Annotated in this window: 17 protein-coding genes; 4 read left to right on the forward strand and 13 right to left on the reverse strand. The window is 70.2% G+C overall.

Translation table 11 applies throughout. The annotated features are described in order from the left end of the window. The 5 genes from SPOPO_RS0103975 to SPOPO_RS27625 form a co-directional block, all read right to left on the reverse strand. Nucleotides 1–2,385, reverse strand: coding sequence for a molybdopterin cofactor-binding domain-containing protein (locus SPOPO_RS0103975; RefSeq protein ID WP_033384898.1), 2,385 nt, complete (start codon nt 2,383–2,385; stop codon nt 1–3). Between the two features lie 586 nt (nt 2,386–2,971). After that, on the reverse strand, nt 2,972–3,211 hold the full coding sequence (locus tag SPOPO_RS0103980) for a hypothetical protein (protein ID WP_019873487.1): 240 nt from the start codon (nt 3,209–3,211) through the stop codon (nt 2,972–2,974). After that, on the reverse strand, nt 3,208–3,849 hold the full coding sequence (locus SPOPO_RS0103985) for a sigma-70 family RNA polymerase sigma factor (RefSeq protein ID WP_019873488.1): 642 nt from the start codon (nt 3,847–3,849) through the stop codon (nt 3,208–3,210). Before SPOPO_RS0103985 ends, SPOPO_RS0103980 begins: the two co-directional genes overlap by 4 nt. 110 nt (nt 3,850–3,959) lie before the next feature. Next, a complete protein-coding gene (locus tag SPOPO_RS0103990; protein WP_156869551.1) occupies nt 3,960–5,081 on the reverse strand; it encodes a hypothetical protein in 1,122 nt (373 codons plus the stop codon). A gap of 28 nt (nt 5,082–5,109) precedes the next feature. Further along, nucleotides 5,110–7,005 carry a selenium-binding protein SBP56-related protein gene (locus SPOPO_RS27625; protein ID WP_033384901.1) on the reverse strand — a complete coding sequence of 632 codons (1,896 nt, stop codon included), beginning with the start codon at nt 7,003–7,005 and terminating at the stop codon, nt 5,110–5,112. Nucleotides 7,006–7,433: 428 nt separating this feature from the next. Between SPOPO_RS27625 and SPOPO_RS0104005 the strand changes: the two genes are divergently transcribed. The 3 genes from SPOPO_RS0104005 (at nt 7,434) to SPOPO_RS27630 (ending at nt 11,552) form a co-directional block, all read left to right on the forward strand. Beyond that, the gene (locus tag SPOPO_RS0104005; protein ID WP_028984501.1) at nt 7,434–9,809 is read left to right on the forward strand and encodes a molybdopterin cofactor-binding domain-containing protein; all 2,376 of its coding nucleotides are present in this window, start codon (nt 7,434–7,436) and stop codon (nt 9,807–9,809) included. 27 nt (nt 9,810–9,836) lie between these two features. Continuing rightward, a complete protein-coding gene (locus SPOPO_RS0104010; RefSeq protein WP_019873493.1) occupies nt 9,837–10,328 on the forward strand; it encodes a (2Fe-2S)-binding protein in 492 nt (163 codons plus the stop codon). Nucleotides 10,329–10,517: 189 nt separating this feature from the next. Continuing rightward, entirely contained in the window at nt 10,518–11,552 is a 1,035-nt protein-coding gene (locus SPOPO_RS27630; protein WP_156869553.1) for a hypothetical protein, read from the forward strand. A gap of 85 nt (nt 11,553–11,637) precedes the next feature. Here the strand turns inward: SPOPO_RS27630 and SPOPO_RS0104020 are convergent, their stop codons facing one another. From SPOPO_RS0104020 to SPOPO_RS0104035, 4 genes are all read right to left on the reverse strand, one after another. Next, nucleotides 11,638–11,916, reverse strand: a complete 279-nt coding sequence (locus SPOPO_RS0104020) for a hypothetical protein (protein ID WP_019873495.1) — start codon at nt 11,914–11,916, stop codon at nt 11,638–11,640. Between the two features lie 208 nt (nt 11,917–12,124). Next, a complete protein-coding gene (locus SPOPO_RS27635) occupies nt 12,125–12,466 on the reverse strand; it encodes a hypothetical protein (protein ID WP_019873496.1) in 342 nt (113 codons plus the stop codon). A 146-nt stretch (nt 12,467–12,612) separates the two neighbouring features. Further along, entirely contained in the window at nt 12,613–14,088 is a 1,476-nt protein-coding gene (locus SPOPO_RS0104030; RefSeq protein ID WP_019873497.1) for an ABC transporter substrate-binding protein, read from the reverse strand. Nucleotides 14,089–14,172: 84 nt separating this feature from the next. After that, nucleotides 14,173–15,144, reverse strand: coding sequence for an NADPH:quinone oxidoreductase family protein (locus SPOPO_RS0104035; RefSeq protein ID WP_019873498.1), 972 nt, complete (start codon nt 15,142–15,144; stop codon nt 14,173–14,175). 146 nt (nt 15,145–15,290) lie between these two features. Between SPOPO_RS0104035 and SPOPO_RS0104040 the strand changes: the two genes are divergently transcribed. Continuing rightward, a complete protein-coding gene (locus tag SPOPO_RS0104040) occupies nt 15,291–15,878 on the forward strand; it encodes a TetR/AcrR family transcriptional regulator (protein ID WP_019873499.1) in 588 nt (195 codons plus the stop codon). Between the two features lie 75 nt (nt 15,879–15,953). Here SPOPO_RS0104040 and SPOPO_RS0104045 read toward each other — a convergent pair whose 3' ends face one another. The 4 genes from SPOPO_RS0104045 to SPOPO_RS32355 form a co-directional block, all read right to left on the reverse strand. Then, entirely contained in the window at nt 15,954–16,430 is a 477-nt protein-coding gene (locus tag SPOPO_RS0104045) for a (2Fe-2S)-binding protein (RefSeq protein WP_019873500.1), read from the reverse strand. 39 nt (nt 16,431–16,469) lie between these two features. Next, nucleotides 16,470–18,845 (reverse strand): molybdopterin cofactor-binding domain-containing protein, encoded by a 2,376-nt coding sequence (locus SPOPO_RS0104050; RefSeq protein ID WP_084670879.1) that lies wholly within the window; start codon nt 18,843–18,845, stop codon nt 16,470–16,472. Between the two features lie 319 nt (nt 18,846–19,164). Continuing rightward, complete coding sequence (locus SPOPO_RS0104060) at nt 19,165–20,676, reverse strand: ABC transporter substrate-binding protein (protein WP_019873503.1); 1,512 nt, start codon at nt 20,674–20,676, stop codon at nt 19,165–19,167. Nucleotides 20,677–20,867: 191 nt separating this feature from the next. Next, nucleotides 20,868–21,563 (reverse strand): siderophore-interacting protein, encoded by a 696-nt coding sequence (locus tag SPOPO_RS32355; protein ID WP_019873504.1) that lies wholly within the window; start codon nt 21,561–21,563, stop codon nt 20,868–20,870. Nucleotides 21,564–21,588: the final 25 nt, after the last annotated feature.

The raw sequence follows: 21,588 nt of genomic DNA on the forward strand, positions 1-21,588 counted from the left end.
TCAGCGCGCGAAGCGGCGGCCGTTGACGGGTGACTGCGGGATCGGTGGCACCTTGGGCTTCGCCACGAATCCCAGCGGCTCGTTGAAGTTGACCGGGTTGATCGTCGGGAGCTTGCCCACCGCCCGGCCGTAGGCGATCGCCGCGGCGGCCTGGCCGGCGGCCACACCGGTCTCGCCGGCGCCACCACCGATCTCACGGCTGTCCGGCATGACGTGGCACTCGAACACGTACGGGACGTTCCACTGCCGGGTGTACCGGTAGTTGTCCCACGAGCCCTCGAGCGGCAGGCCGTCCTCGATGTGCAGACTCGCCGTCAGGGCCTGGGCGATGCCGTCCATGCAACCGCCCATCATCATCGCCTGGAAGTTGCGCGGGTTGATGACCCGTCCCGCGTCGACGGCCATGATCGCCTTCGTGACACGCGGACCGGTGTAGGCCTCGCGGATCTTCCGGTTCACCATGGCGGGCCGGGCGTCGAGCTCCATGAAGCACGCGACCTTGCACTGGTACTCACTGTGGAGCGCGATCGCCTGCGCGGTGCCCTTCGGCATCGTGCGGCCCCAGTTGCCGGCCTCGGCGGCCTTGTCGAGAACCGCACGCCAGCCGTCGTTCGCCGCGAAGGAGCGACGGAACTCGTAGTCGTCCATGCCGAACGCGTCGGCCATCTTCGACACGTGGAGCTCACGCGCCGTCCCGGTGTCGGGCGAGTACACGTTTCGCACCGCGGACGTCGGGAGCGTGTCGTAGGCGAAGATCTCGTTGAGGAACACCGCGGTCGGGCCGAAGTGGTACGGCACGTCGGTGACGAGCTGGTAGAAGCCCATCGACACCGAGAGGTTGCCGGCCTCCTTGTTGCCGGAGAAGCCCAGACGCGGGTCCTGCGCGGTCGCCGAACCGGAGATGATCTCGCCGAGTCCGTGCGTCCAGTCGCACGCCGAGGACGCGCTCGACATCGTGAAGCTCGTGACGCTGTTGCCGTTCTTCGTGGCGCGCACGCGGTTCACCATCATCGGGTGCATACGCCCGTGGCGGTTGTCGTCCGTGCGGTGCCACATCAGCTTGACGGGCTTGCCGAAGGTCTTCGACGCCTCGACGGCCTCGTAGGACGCGTCCGAGAACAGGTGGCGACCGAACGAGCCACCGCCCGGCGGGCAGTGCACGGTCACGGCGTCCTCGGGCAGGTCCAGCATCAGCGCGATCCGCTGCAGCGTGACGATCGGCATCTTGTTCGTGCCCCACACCTCGGCGGAGTCCTTGCGGACGTCGGCGATGGCGCAGTTCGTCTCGAGCGGCGAACCACTGCGGTAGTGGAACGTGTAGTCCTCGTCGATGACCTCGTCGGTCGGCGCCGCGGGCGGCACGGGCAGGAGGACGGACGCGACCTTCGCGGCCAGCGACTCGTTGTTCTCCTTGTCGACGGTCCCGGCGCCCCAGGTGACCTTGAGCGCGCGGATCGCGTCAATGCACTGACCGAAGGTGCGCGCACGCACGGCGACGCCACGGGAGATCGCCGCGACGTCGGTGACGCCCGGCATCCCCTTCACGCGCTCGAGGTTGTCGATCGACTGCACGGTGCCGTTGATCGTCGGCGGCCGGCACAGCATCGTCGGAAGTGCGTTCGGGACCGCGAGGTCCATCGCGAACTTCTTCTTGCCGGTGACCATGTCGACGGCGTCGACGCGGCCCACGCTCTTCCCGACGTACTTGCCGGGCTTGCCCTTGAGCTTGACGTCCAGCGGCTTCGTGACCTTCGAGGCCGCGAGCTCCGCCAGCGAGCCGTAGGTGGCCCGCTGACCGTCGGGGCCGTGGACGGCGCCGTCGCGGGTCTCGACCGCGGAGACGGGGACTCCCCACTTCTCCGCCGCCGCCGAGGACAGCGCCGTGCGAGCCGTCGCCGCCATCGTGCGCATCGGCATCCACAGCGAGAAGTGCGAGGTGGAACCACCGGTCAGCTGGTTGAAGACGAGCTCGGGACGGGCGTCGGAGAGGTAGACCTCCACGTCGTCCATCGACATGTCGAGCTCGTCGGCGATGACCTGCGCGAACGAGGTCGTGATGCCCTGACCGACCTCCTGGCGAGGCAGCGCGAAGCGCGCCTTGCCCTTGGGCGTCAGCTCGATCTTCAGGTGGTGGTTGGTCGGGAGGCACGAGTCCCGGTACGCGTCCAGGAAGTCGTAGTTGGCCGAGAACGTGGGGTTACTCGGGATCGGGGAGGCACCGGCCGCGTGGGCCGTCGACGCTGTGCCTTCCCATGCCATGTCGGCAGTGACAGCCAGCGTGGTGCCGGCCAGCACGTACCCGACGAATTGGCGCCGCGAGGTGCCCGAAGGCTGTGCGGCAGGCGGTGCAAGCGTGGTCGGGTCGGGGCTGGGTGTTGGTGACATGAACTGTTTTCCCTTCACGCCGGCTCGGGGGAACCGGCTTTCGGGCCGTCGCGGACACGGCGGAAGTTCTGCTCCCGCCGGGCGACGGGATGGACAACGTGCGGCAGCCTCTTCGCGCAAAGCCTGGGGCGGGCGTCCCGGTCCTGGACGGGTGATCTGGCTGCGCACGGACACGGGACCTGGTTCGGCCTTCGCTTCCCGTCGAGTGTTCACCGGATCACACGCGAAGATCGCCCGATTTGCCCGTCCGTCGACGAGCGGTCATAGCTTTACGTCTAATGGTTTTGTGCGTCACGTCATAATCTGACGGAATATCAGATAGGTTTGGGTCGCGAGTTCCGCGGTATCGCGCGAGTCGAATGGCCGCGGGCCCCAGGCTGCATCGCCATCACCGACGTGGTCCCACCGCGAAATGCCGCAGGAGGGGTCTTGCGGCGGATTTATATCGTGTTACGATGTATACACAACAGCACATCTCCTCGGGTGCCGGGGGCGGTCATGGACCGCCGACACCCCAGGCCTCCCCCGGCCGAACGCGGGCAGCACGAAGTGCCGCTGCCAGGCGGTCGAGAAGCGGGGAAGAGGGTCAGCTCGTGAGGTCCAGAGCCCCGAGCTCAAGCAGTGTGGCCGCCTCCTCGGCGCAGGCGCCACACGTATCCAAGTGTCTTCGCATCACGACGTCCTCGTACGCGGGATCCGCGGCGACCTGCTCGACGTACGCGCAGATCTGATCGAAGCACTCGTCGCACGACAAGTAGGGGTCCGCGTCGGCCGTGAGTCCGGCAACGACCTCGGCGAGCGACCGTGGTGGGGGCGGAGCGTTCATGCGGTACTCCGGTCGGTGATGGCATCCAGGTGCCCGCAGTCGGCAAGAGCGGCTCGCAACCGCCGACGGGCGTCGTGCAGGGTCTTGTAGAGCGCGTTGCGGGTGGTGCCCAACCGATCGGCCAGGACGTCGATCGGAACCTCGTCGATGACGAGTGCGATCGCGATGCGCCGCTGATGCGGCGTCAGCGCGGTGCGGATCGCCTTCTCCACGGCCCGGGCCAGCTCTGTCGCCTCGGCCAGCTCGGACGGGGAAGCACTGTGGTCGACCATCCCCACCAGGTCGACGGAGTCGGAGAGCGAGATCTCCTTGTGTCGCCAGGCCTGCTTCCGCACCTCGACCCCGGCCTGGTAGACCGCGAACTTGTAGGCCCAGGTCGAGAAACGGCTCCGGCCCTCGAAGGTGTCCAGCCGCCGCAGCACGGAGACCGTCGCCTCGTCGGCGGCCTGCATCGCCAGATCGGTGAGCTCCTCGGGGCCGGCGTGCGGAAGCATGCCGCGGAGCCGATACACCTGGTGCCGGCTCGCCCGCAGGAGGAGCTCATGGAGTCGACGCAGGGCGGCATCGCCGTCCGGACCGTCCGCGGTCAGATCGGCTATCCACTTCTCGTCCGACGGGGCGGCGTCGGAGTTTTCCACTACGACCGTTTCTTCGAGCTGCTCGGGGAGAGATACAGCAGGTATCCACGTTGGTGTCGCCTGGTCCCGAAGTCTTACCCCGAAATTTCGGGCCGTGACCAGGCTCGCGCTCACCGGCTCGCCGAACCCTCGGTGGTGAGGGGCTTGCTCACCGTGGTCAGCCGCCCGTTCGGCACCCAGCCGCCGGTGCCGATGCCGCCGCCCCGGTGGGACAGGTCGACACCCATCAGGCTGAACCCGGCCAGCGCGGCGTACAGGCGCGGCGGGCCGGCGGGGGCGGGCCGGCCGGTCGCGGCGAGCCACGTCGTGAACCCGGCCGGTGACGCCAGCTTGCGCAGCGCGTACTTGTCGAGCTCGGCGATGTACTCCGCCGCCGGGCCCGCGGTGGTGTCGTAGTTCAGCACGACGACCGCGCCCGAGCTGTAGCCGAGCAACGTGCCGTTGCCGAGCCAGGGCGCGAGGTAGACCCCGGAGCGGGCGGGTTTCCGCGCCTGCGTCGCCAGCGCCCGCTCCGCGGCCGACCAGTCCCCGACGACGACGCGGGCGTCGAGCGGATGGCGGACGCCGTCCACGGGGAGGTTCAGCCGCGCCGCCTCGCGGCGCACGAGACGCTCGGCCGCGTCCGCCCGGGGCGAGTCGCCGCCCACGAGCCGGACGCCGGGGACGCCGCGGTCCGCGATCGAGCGCAGCATCCCGCGCAGCGCGGTCCGGTCGGCCGCCGTCAGCGCCTGGTTCGGGCAGCGGCTGGGGGGTACCGCGCCGGCCAGGGCCGCGCCGACGACGGCCGACAGGCATTCGGGGCCGGCGGCGGTGGTGATCGCCGGCAGGGTGGGGACCGTCGCGTCGGGATGCACGTCGAGCGCCGCGCGCCGTCCGGAGTGCTCGACCCACAGCGTCGTCGGGCCGGCCGGCAGGTCGACGAGCGCCCAGGCGCCCGGGGCACCGGCCCGACGTTGCGCCGCGACGAGCGCGTCGCCCACGCCGACCAGGTAACCCTCGCCGTCGACCCACACGAGGTTCGGCCCCGGCCGGTGCGGGACGACGACGACCTGCGCCGTGCGCCCGTCGACCGACACCTGCTCGACGACGGGCTGCCCGCCGGCGGCCTGGGGCGGCATCGGCGGTCCCGCGCCGACGCCGCCCGCGAACACCCCGGTGACGACGACGCCGGTCGCCACCGCGGCCACCACGGCGACGAGTCCGATCGTCACTCGCCCGGCGCGCGACAGCACGCGCCGAACTCCGGGGTGGGCCGCCATGTCAGTCGCGGAACGCCGCGTCGGGCACCACGAAGATCATCGAGTGCGGCTTCGCGTCACCCCAGGGGCCGTGGGGCCACCAGACGCGGTTGAAGTCGACGCACGGTGCGCCGGTGTGTTCGTCCTTGAAGTCGCGGTCCAGTGAGAGCCGGTGCTGGTCGTCGATCGTCACCAGGCAGACCTTGTGGTCACCGTCCCAGCCGGTGCGGGCGACGAAGTAGTTCGAGTACGCCAGCCGGCGCGGGTCACGCGTCTCGGAGAACTTCCCGTCCGGGCCCTGGACGAAGTGGTCCAGCGCGCCCCAGTGCGGACCGCCGCTCGTCGGGTCGTCGACGGGCAGCACCGAGTGCACGGTGGGGCAGTCCTTCTCGGCGCCGCCGTTGAACGCCTCGGCCTCGGTGTCGATCTCGCACTTGTAGTCACTGCCCGCAGCGAGCAGCTTGCGGATGTCGAGCGAGAGAACGATGCCCGGCGTGCCCGGGTCGGAGGTGTTCGCGGTGTGGGCGCGGCGGCCCATCGTCACCGTGTAGAGGAACCGGTCGTCGGGCGAGGTCTGCAGCCAGCCGCTGCCCTCGCACCCGCTGTCGGCGAAGCCGTGGTGCCCGGCACCGCTGCCGGCCATGCCGGCCTTCGCGCGCTCGTTCATGGCGCGGTAGACGGCGGCCTGGTCGTAGACCTCGCGCCACTTCGGATCCTTCACGGTGATGTCGGGCGTGTAGTAGATCGCCCCGGCGCACATCGAGGAGGCGAAGGCGCCCTTGTGGCCCGGCCGGTTCGTGACCGTGACCTCCATGAAGCCCATGTTCTCGGCGTCCGAGGGCTTGGTCTTCCGCGGTCCGTCCGGCAGCCGCGAGACCGACACGACCTTCGGGTTCTTCCGGTCGCTGATGTCCCAGATCCGCACCGTGCGGCGGACCATGTTCACGTCGACCGGCGGCAGCGCCGGCAGCGGGTCCTCGATGATCACCGACGGCTGTGCGAAGTCACCGGTGATCATCCGGTTCAGGTCCTCGCGGAGCTGGATGCCGTGCGGGTTCGCGCACGAGCGCGGCTCGACCGGCGGCGTCATGGCGCACTCGTGCGGCACCGGCTCCATCCCGGGGGTCGCGGCGGGTGACTCGGAGATCGTCCGTCCGTTCCGGTCCAGCAGCACGACCGAACCCGGGGCACCGCCGAAGCCGTTGCCCATCCGCGTCTCACCGTTGGTGTAGGTACAGGGACCGGGCAGGTTCGGGCCGCCCATCCACGTGCCGTAGGCCGTGCCGTCGCTCATCGTCCAGAACGCGTCGGGCACGGAGCCGCAGGGCGTGTCCGTCGGCAGGTTGACGCCGCGCAGCGTCAGCACCGGCAGGTTCGTGGCGTCGAGCGCGAACGCGACGTCGCTGTACAGGCCGCCGGCGAAGATGGTGTCGCCGCGGTGCCACTCGTACTGCATGTGGTGCGGCTCGTTCTCCGCGAGCGGGACCGTGACGGTGTTGACGACCTTGCCGTAGGTCGGCGCGCCCTTCTGCACGTCGATCACCGCGAGGAAGTCCGGCCCGACCGCGGGGGTGTGCGGACGGCCGAGCGAATCCATCGCCTCGCCGGCCGCGCCCGGCAGGTTGTGGAGCTTGCCGCCGGCCCCGGACTCGAGGTCGGCGGCGTTGACGTCGCCGGCCCAGACGACGAGGTACTCGTGCGCTGCCGCCGCGTCCCGGTCCACCCCGGGGAAGTTTCTGAGGTGGTTGGTGATCGTGAAGTCCTGGCCGTCGTCCGAGGTCCACGTCGAGGTGATCGTGGTGACCGGCGCCGCGGCCACCGGCGTGGGGGCGGCGACCGCGACGACGGAGCAGGCGAGAGCCAGCACCGAGAAGAGGCAGGTGGAGGGCCGGGGACGTGGCGAGGGCAGCAACCGCATGGGGATGTTGTCCGTTTCTCTTCCGCGCGACGACTCTTCGCTCCTCTGGCGGAAGGAGGCGACTCACCCTCGTCAGTGCCGTCACGACCTTTGGTTCTTACCGGACGAACCCTGACGTGCCGTCACAGAACTTGGTGCGATCGGACAAGTTGAACTGACCGGACATTTTCTCAGTAAGACCCTCGTGGTCCGCGTCACTTACTCCGATGTGCACACATTCCGCCCGCTGTGTACAACACCGCCCCACGCCAGGGCCTCCGCAGTTCTGGCACCCATCCGCCATGGGCGCAGGTGGTGAGTACTCCCACCCGCCATGCTCTTCAGCCGAAGGGCATTGACCTGAAGTTGATCGTGAACGCCCCCGCCCGCTGACGATCGACGCCTCTTGAGCCGGTCTCCCCCGAGCCGGCGCGAAAGGAAGCACGCTCATGACGCAAACTGCAGACGCTTTCGGCACTACCGGGCCTGAGGAGACCGCGAACGGCCTGAGCCGTCGACGCTTCGTCGGCTATGTCATGGCCGGGACAACGCTGACCGTGGCTGGTCAGTACGTGGTCGACTCGCGCCCGGCCACCGCGGCCGGCGGGGCCACCCCCATCCTGAGCAACGACCTGCCGTCGGACCACTACGACTTCATGGACCTCATGCGCGACCAGACCCGCGCCGTGACGCCACTGCTCACGCTCGAGGTCTCTGAGGACGGCCGGGTCCGCTTCGACATGCCGCGCTGCGAGGTCGGACAGGGTGTCGAGACCGGGGTCGCGCAGATCATCGCCGACCAGATGGAGATCCCGTACGAGCAGGTCGACATCACCCAGTCCAAGGCCCGGGCGGACCTGTTCGCCGCCCAGCTCACCGGCGGGTCCTCGTCGCTGTACTCGCTGTGGGAGCCGCTGCGTGAGCTCAGCGAGCTCGCGCGGCAGCGCCTCGTCGGCGCTGCGGCCCAGAAGTGGAACGTCTCGCCCGACGTCCTGCGCACCAAGGACGGCTTCGTCTTCGGCCCCGACGGCCAGCGGGCGCCCTACGGCTCCCTCGCCATCGGCTCGCCCCAGAACGAGCTCGTCGGTGCGCTGCTCGACGCCGCGATCGGCCCGCCCAAGGGCGGCGTGATCGGCAAGTCGGTGCCGCGCAAGGACATCAAGGCCATCGTCACCGGCGCCAAGAAGTTCGCGATGGACCTGGACATCCCGAACGCGCTCCCGACGATGCTCGCGCGGCCCCCGACATTCAACGGCCGGGTCGGCAAGATCAACAATCTGGAGCAGATCAAGGGGATGCCGGGCGTCACCGACGTCGCGGTCATCGAGTCCACGCACCGTTCCTCGGCCGTGGCCATCCGCGCGAAGACGTTCGGTCAGTGCGTCGACGCGATTCGCGCGCTCAAGGTCGACTGGGAGGTCGGCGACACCGGCAAGGTGAACTCCGAGGGCCTGATGGCCGAGGTCCAGAAGGTGCGGCTCCCGATGGAGCCGGCACTGCCCGGGTCCGAGGTGATCGAGGGCGAGTACACCTTCCAGTTCCGCAGCAACTCTCCGCTCGAGACGAACAGCGCGGTCGCCGACGTGACCGACGACAAGTGCGAGGTGTGGGCGGCCTCGAAGATCCCCGGCACCCCGCTGGGCATGCTTTCCGAGGAGCTGGGCCTGCCCCTCGACAAGGTCGTCATCAACGTCGTGTACGCGGGCGGTTCGTTCGGCCGCAAGCTGCACGGCGACCACATCCTGGAAGCGGCGCGGGCGTCGAAGGCGTTCGGCAAGCCGGTCCGCCTGATGTGGCACCGCACCGATGACATCCGCCACGGTCGTCAGCACCCCGGAGCGATCTCGCACGTGCGGGCCACCAAGGTCGGCAACAGCGTCACCAGCTTCACCCAGTGGCACGCGTCGGGGGCCTGCGACTTCACCCACAGTCTCGGCGACGTCATCTCCGGGCGCGCGGTGAAGAAGGAGCCCGGTCGCTATGCGGGCAATACCGGCGTCACCGACTACTTCTACCAGGTCGTCACCTCGGTCCCGTACAACTTCGGGCCGACCAAGACCGCCCTCACCGAGGCGTTCCAGTACGACTACCTGCCCACATCCGCGGTGCGCAACGTGTACTCCCCGGACGTCGCGGTGGCCCGTGAGCTCCTCGTCGAGGACCTCGCCGAGTCGTTCGGCATGGACGGGTACGAGTTCCGCCGTGCGTTCGCGAAGAGCGAGCACATGAAGGCCGCGCTCGACGCGGTCGCCGAGCGCGGCAACTGGGGCCGGAAGATGCCGGCCGGCATGGCCCAGGCCATCGCCATCCACAGCGAGTACAAGTGCAACCTCGCGTGCCTGATGGAGATCGACAACCGGCCGGAGACGACACGTCGGCGGACCCGCCGCGGCTGGCCGGGCCCGCGCATCACCAAGGCGATCTTCGCCGGCGCGATGGGCGTCCCGGTCAACCCGGACCAGTGCAAGGCCCAGTTCATGGGCGGCATGATCGACGGCATCGCGGCCGCCTTCACCGAGGCCCTGCACTGGGAGGAAGGCCTCCCGATCGAGGGCGGCTGGGACGACTACATGTTCACCCGGCAGTGGATGTCGCCTCTCGAGTTCGAGGCCATCGTCATCGACGACGGCAGCCTGGTGCCCTCGGGCACCGGCGAGACCGGCAACGGCGCCGGCTACGCCGCTGCGGCCATCGCGCTGCAGAAGGTCCTCGGCCGCAAGATCACCGAGCTCCCGGTCTACTTCCGGGACACCCCGAGCCAGTTCACGCACATTCCCAAGTCACCGTCGGTGCCGCAGAGCCCGACGCGCGTCCTGCCCAGCTGACCTTCGAGCGAAAGAAAGGAGTTTCCCGTGTCCAAGCACTCGTTCATCCTGAACGGCAAGAAGGTCAGCGTTGACATCGAGGACGACGTCCGCCTGCTGTGGGTTCTGCGTGACGTCCTCAAGGTCCGCGGCCCCAAGTACGGCTGCGGCATCAATCAGTGCAAGGCCTGCACGTCGCACATCAACGGCAAGGCCTTCACGCCCTGCTCGGTGTCGGTGAAGTACATCAAGCCGACCGACCGGATCACGACCATCGAGGGTCTGGCCGACACGGCCGGCAAGAAGAAGGGCCCGAACGGACTGCACCCCGTGCAGGAGGCGTGGATCAAGAACTCGGTCCCGCAGTGCGGGTACTGCCAGCCCGGTCAGATCATGGCGGCCGTCGACCTCATCGAGAAGGCCAAGAAGAAGGGTCGGAAGGTCACCGACGCCGACCTGGACAACCTGCGCAACGTCTGTCGATGCAACACGTACCCGCGTATCCGGGAGGCCATCAAGGAGGCCTCACGAAACATGTAAGAGCCCCCGCTGGGTGTTGGTGACATCAATCAGTGGGTAGTCGCGCTCCGGGCGGTTGCGCGACATCGGGGAAACACGAGGGCCCGTCCGGCCGAAAGAGCCGGACGGGCCCTCGCTCCGCACACAGACATCGGGTTAGCCTCCTTCCGAAGCTCTCTCGAGGCAGCGCCAGACGAAGGGCCAAACAACATGAGAGCAGCAGCGATCGGCGGAACGCTCGCGGTCGTGCTCGGCGGAACGGGCGTCCCGGCCGCCGGAGCAAGCGTCGCCGGCGAGTGCAGTTCACCCACCGCTCTCGGGGTCGTCACCTGCACATATGACGACCCGTCAGCCACTGACTACCTCCTGCGCGTCCCGGCCGGCGTGCGCGACGTGCGCATCACCGCGCACGGTGCGGCCGGCGGTGCCGGCGGCGTCCTGCGTTCGGACGTCGCCCCCGCACCGGGCGGGCCGGGCGGCATGGTCGCCGCGACCTTCCCGGTCCGCGCCGGCGACCAGCTCCACGTCCGGGTCGGTGGCCACGGCACGAACGCCAACGGCATGAAGCCCGGTGCGGCCGGCCGCTACGGCGGCGCCCACGGCGGCGCGGGCGCCCCGGCCGGCGGCGGAGGCGGCGGCGCCTCGAGCGTCCTGCTCAACGGCACCGGCCACGACGCGCGCCTCCTGGTCGCCGGCGGCGGTGGTGGCGGCGGCGGCACGCTGACGACGTTCGCCGCGGACGCCCGCGGCGGTGGTGGCGGCGGCGAGCGCGGCGAGGACGGCGGCGGCGACTTCTTCGGTCCCGGCGGCATCGGCGCCGTCGGCCCGAGCGGCGGCGCGGCCGTCGACACGGTCGCGGGCCAGGACGGCCACGACGGGTTCGACGAGCAGTACGGCGGAGGCGGCGGCGCCGGCGGTTACGGCACGTCGAACTCCATCAAGCACTCCGGCAACTGGGCCGGCGGCACCGTCGGCGCCGGTGGTGGTGGCGGCGGCTACGCCGGCGGGGGTGGCGGCTCGGCCGGCGCGACCGCCGGCGGCGGCGGGGGCGGAGGCAGCGGCTACATCTCCGCGTGGCGCCTCCCCGACCTGGCCTCCGTGCAGTTGCTCATGGGGCAGGGCTCGACCAACGACGGCCTGGTGGTCATCACCTACCAGCTGCCGGCCAAGCAGCCCGGCAAGTCCGGCGCCGGCGCCCCGGTCGCACACACGACCGCGGCCACGGTCACCTCGCGCCAGGGTTAACGACCGAAGACCTCCCGCTTCCGGCGGGAGGTCTTCAGTTCGTTCGACAGGTCGAGCTCGTGCGGTCGAGCTGCGACCGTGGGGGCTACTTGCCGCCCGGGGTGTCTCCACCGGCAAAGTCACCGGCGTTGCCACCGGTCACGCCGTTGCCGTAGTAGCCGGAGGCGCCACAGGTGGTGAAGCCGTCCAGCGGGCTCCCCGTGCAGGGGAACGGCGGGGCGGCACCCGGGGTGCTGGCGCTCGCGGCGGCAGGAGTCGCCAGGACCGCGACCGCCGCGGCGCCGGCCGACACAGCAGTACGCAGCGCGATGGCGCGGGTGCGGTTGGGCTTGCGGTGACGACCACCGCTCGAGGTGTTGTGCATGGGGACGCTCCCAATCGTTAAACCGGTCCGGCGGGGCAAATCCGGACAAGGTGGGCAGCTCGCAGGTTAACGGCTGAGCGGGCCCCCCGAAAGGCGTCCAACCAAAGTTGTGTGACAGCACCAACAAAAGTCTTACCCCTGAGTGGCGGTCAGTTCTGACCGCCAATCAGGGGTTTTTGTTCTGTCCCACAAAGGTGCGAGCGTGGACTCAGGCGGACGGCCCACCTTCGCCGCCGCCGCCGCTCTCGCCGCCACTGTTGCCGCCGAGCGACGGGGTGTCGCCGCCGACGCCGTCACCGCGGTCGCCACCCTTGTTGTAGTGGCCGCCGCCGGCGCAGGTCGTCTGCGCGTCGAGCGGCGCGCCGGTGCACGGGATCGGGAGCGGGAACAGCGGGACCGGGTCGACGAAGGCGACCTGGGTGCTGCTCGACTCGGCGCCGCTGTCGGCCGCCGTGACCAGGCCGGTCGCCGCGAGGATCGCGGCCGCGCCGGTGGCCGCGAGCCGGGTCGCGAGGGATCGAGTTCGGATGTGCGTGGGGGCGGTTCGCATTCACAACTCCTCTGGGTCTCGCCCGCCCGGGGAAAAGCGGACGAAGCTGGACGAATGCTGCATGCTTCGTGCGGTCTGGCTGCCCGCCCCGATTCCGCACAAACAGAGGTCCGCGTCACGCCCGCCCCGCCGCCGCTGAGGGTGGATCAGAAGCAGACGTACTTGTTGCCCCGCGGGGCCTCCCAGCCGCGCTCGGTGAGCAGGGCGTAGTAGACGCAGTTGTGCTCGCGGGCCGCCTTCTGGCCGGGCGAGAAGGTGATCGGCGGGGCGAGGCCGTCGAGGGTCTCGTTCTTCACCCTGCCCAGCCCGGTCAGGACGTCCGCGGAGGTGATCGGCCCGGCTCGGGCGGCGTCCCCGAGGTTCCCGATCGCCGCGGCGAACAGCTTCGCGGCGGCCCACGAGGCGAGGGAGACGGCGTCGCGCGGCGTCCCCGGCGCGTACCGCTCGAGGATCGCGGCGTACTCCTTCTGGCCCGCGTTCTCGGTCAGCATCCAGGGCGCGTTGGGCGTCGAGACCGAGAGGGTGTTCTGCCGCATCCCGGGGTCGGTCGCCTGCGCCGCGCTGACGAGCATCGCGCCGGAGATGAGCTGCGGACGGAAGCCGAGGGCGGCGCACGAGCGCACGACCCGCGTGATCGTGGACCCGTCGACGCACATCCCGAACGACTGCACGCCGGCGTTCTTGGCGTTCTGGCACTGGGCCGTGAAGTCGGTCTGCGTGAGCGAGACCGGCGAGCTGTAGACGAGTTCGGCGCCCATCTGCTCGGCGTACTTCGACACGACATCCTGCACTCCGGCGCAGAGCGGCGTCTCGACGCAGTAGAGCATCCCGATCTTGGTGAACCCCGCGTCGACGGCCTGGCGCAGCGCGCCGGCGACGGCCCCGTTGAGGCCGGCGCCCTGGGGGAACAGCAGCGGGTGGGAGTACCAGTCCGGCATGACGGAGTCGCCGCCGACGACGGGGAGCTGGTACCGCTCGATGGCCGACCGCATCGCCGGGATCGACAACGGCGCCCACAGCGACACCAGCGCCTGCACCTTGCGCTGCGTGGCGAGGGTGCCGACCGCGGCCGCGCCGCGGCTGGGATCCATGCCGTCGTCCATCACGTAGGCCGTGACGGGGTGACAGGCGAGCCCGCCGGTGGCGTTGACGTGCTTGACCCAGAGGGCGAGCGCGGTGCGCCCGCTGGCCGTGATCGGCCCCATGACCCCGCTGAAGCTGCCGATCTGGCCGATCGCCAGCGGAGCTTCCCGACCCGTGCAGGCCGCCGGCCGGGCCGCGGTCGGCGCGGAGCCCCGCGCCTCCGCCGGCACCGCGCCCTCGACGCGAGCCGGAGCGGCCGCCGGCGCCGCGGCCGCACCGTCACCCGGAACCGACCCGCCCGGCACCGACCCGCCCGGTGCCGGCGCGGCCGCCGGCCCGGCCGGGTCACCGGCCGACGGCACGACCGGGGCGGAGCGGGCCGCGCGCAGCTGCTCCAGCGTCCCGGGCGCGAGTTCGACCGCGCCGGTCTCGACCCCGGCGCGCACCTCGTCCGAGCTCATCCGCGTCCCGCACCCGGACACGAGCAGCCCAACAGCAGCCGCGATCGCGGGCACGGCGAGGCGGAGCCGGGCGGACATGGCGCCGAGTATCACCCGGGCCGGTCCGCGCACCAACCCCCGACCTGACGGACGATGGGGCGTTTGGCCGGGACCACAAAGAAATCAGGGGACGAGGACGTATCGCCCCGTCGCGGACCGGTCGGCGAAGCCCCGGAGAACTGACGCCGTGTCAGCCAGCGGGACGGCCGTCGGACGCCCCGGGTGGAGCTCGCCGCGGCCGATGCGGTCGAGGACGTCGGCGAGCAGCGCCGCGTTCTCCTCGACCGTCGCGACCTCGCGGGCCCAGTCGCCCCAGTCGACGCCGACGACCGTGCGGTTGCGCAGCAGCACCAAGTTGGCCGGCAGGCGCGGGATCTCGCCCGAGGCGAAGCCCAGGACGCAGAAGCGGCCGGAGGCGCGCAATGCCCGGAGCGCCGATTCGGCCGCGGCCCCGCCGACCGGGTCGAGAACGACGTCGGCACCGCCGCCCGTCGCGGCGCGGATGCCGTCCTTGAGGTCGGTGTAGTCGATCGCGGTCTCGGCGCCGGCGGCGGTGGCCGCCGCGCGCTTGTCCTCCGACGACGCGACGGCGACGACCCGCGCGCCGAGGCTGCGGGCGACGTCGACGGCGGCGAGGCCGATCGCCCCGCCCGCACCGAGCACCACGACCCACTCCCCCGGCGCGATCGTCACGCGCCGCGTCACCGCGTAGACGAGCGTCCCGTAGCTCTCCAGGACGCTCGCGGCGACCTCGGCGTCGACCCCGTCCGGCCGCGGCACCACCGCCGCCGCGGGGACCACGACGTGCGAGGAGTACGCCCCGGCGGTGAAGCCCGACCCGGCGATCGGCGTCCCGACCGCGACGGAGTCGACCCCGGACCCGACCGCCGCGATCGTGCCGGCGAACGACGTGCCCGGTGTGAACGGCAGTGGCGGCTTCACCTGGTAGAGCCCGCGCACGATCAGTCCGTCGGCGAAGCTCACCCCCGCCGCGGCGACCTCGACGAGCACCTCGCCCGGCCCGGGTTCCGGCGTCGGTTCCTCGACGAGCGCGAGGGCGTCCAGGTCGAACGAGGTGCAGACGATGCGCTTCATGGGCACCCATTCTGGCGGCCCGCTCCGGTGCGCAACCGCCGGTCGATCGCGCGGACCATCCGCGATTTCTGCCGGCGTCCCTGTATTGGATGTCACATAACTGCTATTTTCGGACTCAGCCCGCCACCAAGTCCCGGAGCGTTGAGATGGGCCGAGCGTCGCGTGCGGTCGCCGACCAGCACCACCGACAACTCATCGAAGCCGCGGCCCGCCTGTTCCGGGAGCGCGACCTCGGAGCCGTCAGCGTGCCCGACGTCATGGGTGAGATCGGCCTGACGCGCGGCGGCTTCTACAAGCACTTCGAGTCCAAGGACGCCCTCGTCGCGGCCGCGGTCAAACAGGCCTTCGCCGAGCACCTGGAGCGCCTCGATGCGTTCTCCGAGGCCCACGACCACGACCCGATCGCGACCCGGCAGGCCTTCGTCGACTTCTGCCTGTCGTTCGCCCACCGCGACAACCCCGGCGACGGGTGCCCCAGCGCGTTCGCGAGCGGCATCTCCCGGACCGAGCCCGGCAGCGCGCCCCGCAGTGCCTACACCGAGGGCATGCGGACGCTGCTGGACGTCCTGGCGGAGCGCACCGCGACCGACGAGGCCGACGCTGCCGTCCAGCGCGAGCGGATCATCTGCGACTTCTCGATCCTCGTGGGCGCCCTCCTGCTCGCCCGCGCCACCGCCGGCGACGCCCTGTCCGAGGAGTTCCTCGCGGCCGCCCGCGACCGCCTCAACCAGTAACCCGCAAACGAAGCGGCCCCCCACCCGAGCAACTCGGGTGGGGGGCCGTCCACGGTGCACGCTCCCGCGGAGCTCCTACATCTTGCTGGCGGCGTACTTGATCGCCTCGCGGATGCGGGGGTAGGTGCCGCAGCGGCAGACGTTGCGCAGGGTGTCGAGGTCGGCCTCGGAGATCTTGCGGCCGGACTTCTTCACGCGGTTGATCAGCGCCGTCGCGGCCATGATCTGGCCGGGCTGGCAGTAACCGCACTGGGCGACGTCGTACTTGATCCAGGCTTCCTGGACCGGGTGCAGCTTGCCCTTGGCGGTCTTGGCCAGACCCTCGATAGTCGTGATCCGGTCCGAGGAACGGATGTCCGACACCGGGACCGAGCAGGGGTTGAAGTGCTTGCCGTTCAGGTGAGACGTGCAGGCCTGGCAGACACGGATGCCACAGCCGTACTTCGGGCCGGTGACGCCGAGGACGTCACGCAGAACCCACAGCATGCGGACGTTGTTCTCGATGTCGACGCTGACCTTCTTGCCGTTCAGGACGAACGAGTGCTTGGGCACGGGATTTCCCTTTCTGAGTACCCGTTAGGACGGAGTTGGTCAGCGCGCGAAGCGACGGCCGTTGACGGGCGACTGCGGAATGGGCGGGACGGTCGGCTTGACGACGAAGCCCAGCGGCTCCCGGAAGTTGACCGGGATCTCGGTGATGTCCTTGCCGGTGGCCTTGGCGTAGGCACAGGCCGCCGCACCCTGCGCGGCCGCGACGCCGGCCTCGCCGACGCCACCGCCGATCTCACGGTTGGCCTCCATGACGTGCGCCTCGAAGACGTACGGGACGTTCCACTGCCGGGTGTACCGGTAGTTGTCCCACGAGGCCTCCTGGACGGTCCCGTCCTTAATGTGGCAGGCCGCGGTGAGGGCCTGCGCGATGCCGTCCATGGCACCACCCATGAGCTGCGCCTTGATGTTGCGCGGGTTGATCGGGTTGCCGACGTCGATCGCCATGAACGCCTTGGTGATGCGCGGACCGGTGTAGGCCTCACGGATCTTGCGGTTGACCATCGCCGGGCGGCAGTCGATCTCCATCAGCGTCGCCACGTAGGCCTGGTACTCCTCGTGGAACGCGATGGCCTGCGCCGTGCCCTCGGGCATGGTGCGACCCCAGTTGCCCATCTCGGCAACCTTGTCGAGGACCGCACGCATGCGGTCGTTCTTGAGGAACGCGCGACGGAACTCGTAACCGTCCATGCCGAAGTTGTCAGCGAGCTTGTCGACGAACAGCTCACGGGAAACCGCGACGTCCGGCGAGTACACGTTGCGGACCGCGGAGGTCGGCAGCGTGTCGTACGAGAAGACCTCGTTGAGGTACAGCGCGGTCGGGCCGAAGTTGTACGGCACGGTCGTCACGAGCTGGTAGAAGGCCACGGCCACCGAGAGGTTGCCGAGCTCCTTGTTGCCCGTGAAGCCCAGACGCGGGTCCTGGGCCGCGGCGGACCCGGAGATGATCTCGCCGAGACCGTGGGTCCAGTCGCACGCGCTCGAGGCGCTGCTCATCGCGAAGCTGGTGATGCTGCCACCCTGCTTCGTCGCGCGAACGCGGTTGACCATCATCGGGTGCATGCGGCCGTGGCGGGCGTCGTCGGCGCGGTGCCACATCAGCTTGACCGGCTTGCCGAACAGCGCCGAGGCCTCGACGGCCTCGTAGATCGCGTCGGAGAACAGCTTGCGGCCGAACGACCCACCGGCCGGCGGGCAGTGCAGCGTGACGTTGTCCTCGGGGAGGTTCAGCATCATCGCGATGCGCTGGAGCGTCACGATCGGCATGTTCGCCGCGCCCCAGACCTCGGCCCGGTCCGTGCGCACGTCCGCCACCGCGGTGTTGGGCTCCATCGGAGAACCCGAGCGGTAGTGGCAGACGTAGTCCTCCTGGATCACCTCGTCGGTCGGGAGGGTCGGCGCCAGCGGAAGCAGGACCGAGGTGACCTTCTCGGTGAGGGTGTCGTTGTTCTCGTTGTCGACGGTGCCACCACCCCAGGTGACCTTCAGTGCGCGAATGGCGTCGATGCACTGACCGAACGTGCGGGCACGGACCGCAACACCGCGCGAGATCGCGCCGACGTCCGTGACGCCCGGCATCGCCTTGACCTTCTCGAGGTTCTCGATCGACTGCACGGTGCCGTTGATCGTCGGCGGCCGGCAGATCATCGTCGGCAGGGCGTTCGGCACCGGCAGGTCGCCGGCGAACTTCTTCGCACCGGTGACCATGTCGAGCGCGTCGACGCGGCCGACGTCCTTGCCCACGTACTTGCCCGACGTGCTCTTGAGCTTGACGTCGAGCGGCTTCGTGATCGTCGAGGCCGCGAGCGCCGAGAGCGCGCCGTAGGTGGCCTTCTGACCGTCCGGGCCGTAGACGGCACCGTCGCGGGTCGTGACCGCGGAGACCGGGACGCCCCACTTCTCGGCGGCGGCCACGGCGAGAGCGGTGCGCGCCGTGGCGGCCATCGTCTTGATGGGCATCCACAGCGAGAAGTGCGCCGTCGAACCACCCGTCAGCTGGTTGAAGATCAGCTCCGGGCGGGCGTCGGCGAGGGTGACCTTCACGTCCTCGATGCGCATGTCGAGCTCGTCGGCGATGACCTGCGCGAACGAGGTGGTGATGCCCTGACCGGCCTCCTGGCGCGGGAGGGCGAAGACCGCCTTGCCCTGCGACGTGATCTCGATCTTCAGGTTGTGGTTGGTCGGGAGGCAGGCGTCGCGGTACGCGTCGAGGAAGTCGTACGCGTCCGAGAGCGTCGGGTTGCTCGGGATGGGGGTGGCGCCCGCAGCGCGAGCAGCGCTCGGAGTGAGCGTCAGATCGGCAGTGACAGCCAGCGTCGTGCCGGCGAGCACGTACCCGACGAACTGACGGCGGGTGGTGCCGGTCGGGGCGATCGCGTCGATCGCAGAAGCCACATCCGGGCGGGGAGATGCAGACATGGAACCGTTCCCTTCACGCCGGCTCGGGGGAGACCGGCATCGGGTTTCGTCGCGGGGCAGGGGGCAGTGCCCCTCGTCGCCCTCGACGACGAGATGGAGGGGGCGTGCGCCCGAGAGCTCGGCGACCGGAGGACGTCACTCCGGCCGGCGCAGCGCGCACTCGGGCTGTTTTAAGATGCGCTCTGTAATCTAATGCACAGGTCCGCCCCGGACAAGACTTTAGATGACGAATGACCGCTATTTGGTGTTCCCGCCAAACACCCAGCGGCCCCCCACCCCGGCAGGGTGAGGGGCCGCGGAGAGAGCGGGTCCGACGAGCTCAGCCGCTGGCTCCCGGCAGCGTCCCGGTGCAGCGCAGGGCCTTCCCCGGGAAGCGGGAGTACTTCGCGTTCTTGATCACGACGACGCCGTAGCAGAGCTGCCGCTTCATCGGCTGACCCTTGACCATCGTGATCGGGAACGTCATCCCGTCGAGGTTGTCGTTCTTCACCGCGTACACGCCGGCCTCGACGTCGGCGGTCGTCACCTGGCCGGCCGGGAAGTTCTTCCCGATCGACTCGAAGAACCGGCCGAGGATCCAGCCGTTCGTGTTGCCGCCGGTCGGTGGCGCGCCCGGCGCGTACTGCGCGAACGCCTGGGTCACCTTCGCGATGCCGGGCACGGACGTGTCCGTCCAGGGCGCCATCTTCGAGGCGATGATCATGCCGTCCGCATTGGGGTCAGTCGGCAGACTGGAGAGCGCGAGCAGGTCGGCGGTGCCGAAGATCGGGCGGTAGTTCTGCCGCGCGCAGTCGCCGGCGAACCGACGGAGGCTGGCGGTGTCGAGCGCGAGCATGATGACCTCGGCGCCGCCCTGTTTCGCCGACAGGCACTGCGCGGTGTAGTCCGGTTGCGTCAGCGACGGGCGGCCGCGCGCGACGAGTTCGAACCCGACGGCCTTGAGCGCCTCGGGGTTCGACCAGCGCTGGTCGAAGTTGTCGCACAGACCGAAGTCGCTGCAGGCGAACTCGGCGAACTTCTTCTTGCCCAGCGGACGCGCGACGTCGCCGAGCGCGAGCAGGATCGAGTCCGCGTTGACCTTGCCGGTCGGGGTCGCCGTCAGCACGTAGGGGTTGTTGTAGGCGGTCTCCAACCCACCCTCGGTTCCGAGCGTGAAGATCTTCTTCGAGTCCAGGTACTTGTTGTTGCCGTTGGGCGAGAAGCCGAGCGTCGCGTAGAGGAACGCAACCGCGCCCTTCTGCTCGACGAACTGCTGCTCGATCGAGTTGAACCGCGCGGGGTCGCCGCCGTCGTCGCCGACAAGGACCTCGACCGGGTGGCCGGCGACGCCGCCGCGGGCGTTGATCCACTGCATCCACACGCGGATGCCGGTGATGGTGTCCTTCACCAGCGCACCCACCGGGCCGGTGAACGTGCCCACAGCGCCGACGCGGATGACCGGACCGGTGGCGGGACCGGACGACTTGCCGCTGCTGCCGCTCGCCTTGCTGCCGCCCGACGCTGCGGTCTGCGCGTTGGACTTGGTGCCGCCCGCGGTGTTCGCCACCGCGGTCGTGGCGTTCGTCGTCGTGGCGGGACCGGTGTCGACCGCCGCGGGGTTCGCGGCCGCGGCCGGGTCGACGGCACCGGGCACAGCAGCGACCGCGCCGGTGGCGTCGGGAACGACGGCGGCGGCCGCGTCGGGGTTGGCGACCTGGACGGCCTGGCCGACGCCGGCGGCACGTTCGATCGCCTCGTCGCTGACACGGGTTCCTCCACACCCCGTCAGCAGAACGGCGAACGCGGTGATCGACGCCGCGACGGCGCTGCTCCGATGGCGGTGGCTGGGCATGCCGAGTCCTCCTCGCGACCGAACCGGGGCCGGGGGGCGGTTCGGCTAATCGTGACAACGAGGGGCGTTTGTCAGGAAAACGCCCGGACATATCTCACCCGCGTCGAGCCGTCCCGTAAAGAGGTCGCGAGCACAAAAGTTGGTGATGCGACCGATTTTTCGGCTGCGCCGAACTCAACAGCGCCCGGATGTCAGCGCGCGTGGCGCCAGTAGCCGATCGCTCCGAAGCGGTCGTTGCCGAGACGCCACTCGTCGCGGAGGAACTTGCGGGCGGTGCGGGTGGCCTTGGACTCCCCCGCGACGTAGACGTATCCCGGACCCTCGGGGCGCGGCAGCTCACGGACGAGGTCGCCGAGCGTGCTGGACGCGGCGAGGTCGGCGTTGTGGACCCAGCGGACGTCGACCGCACCGGCACCACCGGCGATCGGGACCTCGTCGCCCGGGTCGGGGACCTCGAGGACGACCTGCGTCGGGAGCGCGCTCTCGGCACAGATCCGCGCGAACGCCGGCAGGGCGGTGATGTCACCGAGGAGGATCTGCCAGGCCGCGTCGTCCGGACGCTTGAACCAGCTGTTGTGCTCGGTGATGCGCAGCGTCTCCCCGACCGTGGCGCGCTCCGCCCAGCCGGATCCCCGACCGCCGGGGTGCAGGACGATGCCGAGAGCCATCCGCTGCGGCCCGACCTCGGCGAGCGAGTACCACCGCCCCGGCTCGGGCAGGTGCCGGCGCGGGGTGTCGGGCGTCGGGAACTCGAACACGCACGCCTCGTCGGGGACGCCGAGCGAGCGGAAGTCCGCGAGGCCCGCGCCGCCGAGCTCCACGCGGACCAGGCTCGGCGACTGCCGCGTCACCGCGGTCACCTCAGCGGTGTACGACTGCTTGCTCACGCGCCCTGTCCCCCGCGGTCCTTCC

It is taken from the genome of Sporichthya polymorpha DSM 43042 (genome assembly GCF_000384115.1).
Taxonomy (GTDB): domain Bacteria; phylum Actinomycetota; class Actinomycetes; order Sporichthyales; family Sporichthyaceae; genus Sporichthya; species Sporichthya polymorpha.

Bases quoted from the DNA above. Each gene is read 5' to 3' on its own strand.
- SPOPO_RS0104060 (WP_019873503.1), bottom strand. From the start codon at position 20,676: ATGCCCAGCCACCGCCATCGGAGCAGCGCCGTCGCGGCGTCGATCACC.
- SPOPO_RS0104035 (WP_019873498.1), bottom strand. From the start codon at position 15,144: ATGAAGCGCATCGTCTGCACCTCGTTCGACCTGGACGCCCTCGCGCTC.
- SPOPO_RS0103980 (WP_019873487.1), bottom strand. From the start codon at position 3,211: ATGAACGCTCCGCCCCCACCACGGTCGCTCGCCGAGGTCGTTGCCGGA.
- SPOPO_RS0104005 (WP_028984501.1), top strand. From the start codon at position 7,434: ATGACGCAAACTGCAGACGCTTTCGGCACTACCGGGCCTGAGGAGACC.
- SPOPO_RS0104040 (WP_019873499.1), top strand. From the start codon at position 15,291: ATGGGCCGAGCGTCGCGTGCGGTCGCCGACCAGCACCACCGACAACTC.
- SPOPO_RS0104030 (WP_019873497.1), bottom strand. From the start codon at position 14,088: ATGTCCGCCCGGCTCCGCCTCGCCGTGCCCGCGATCGCGGCTGCTGTT.
- SPOPO_RS0103975 (WP_033384898.1), bottom strand. From the start codon at position 2,385: ATGTCACCAACACCCAGCCCCGACCCGACCACGCTTGCACCGCCTGCC.
- SPOPO_RS27635 (WP_019873496.1), bottom strand. From the start codon at position 12,466: ATGCGAACCGCCCCCACGCACATCCGAACTCGATCCCTCGCGACCCGG.
- SPOPO_RS27625 (WP_033384901.1), bottom strand. From the start codon at position 7,005: ATGCGGTTGCTGCCCTCGCCACGTCCCCGGCCCTCCACCTGCCTCTTC.
- SPOPO_RS27630 (WP_156869553.1), top strand. From the start codon at position 10,518: ATGAGAGCAGCAGCGATCGGCGGAACGCTCGCGGTCGTGCTCGGCGGA.
- SPOPO_RS0104020 (WP_019873495.1), bottom strand. From the start codon at position 11,916: ATGCACAACACCTCGAGCGGTGGTCGTCACCGCAAGCCCAACCGCACC.
- SPOPO_RS0104050 (WP_084670879.1), bottom strand. From the start codon at position 18,845: ATGTCTGCATCTCCCCGCCCGGATGTGGCTTCTGCGATCGACGCGATC.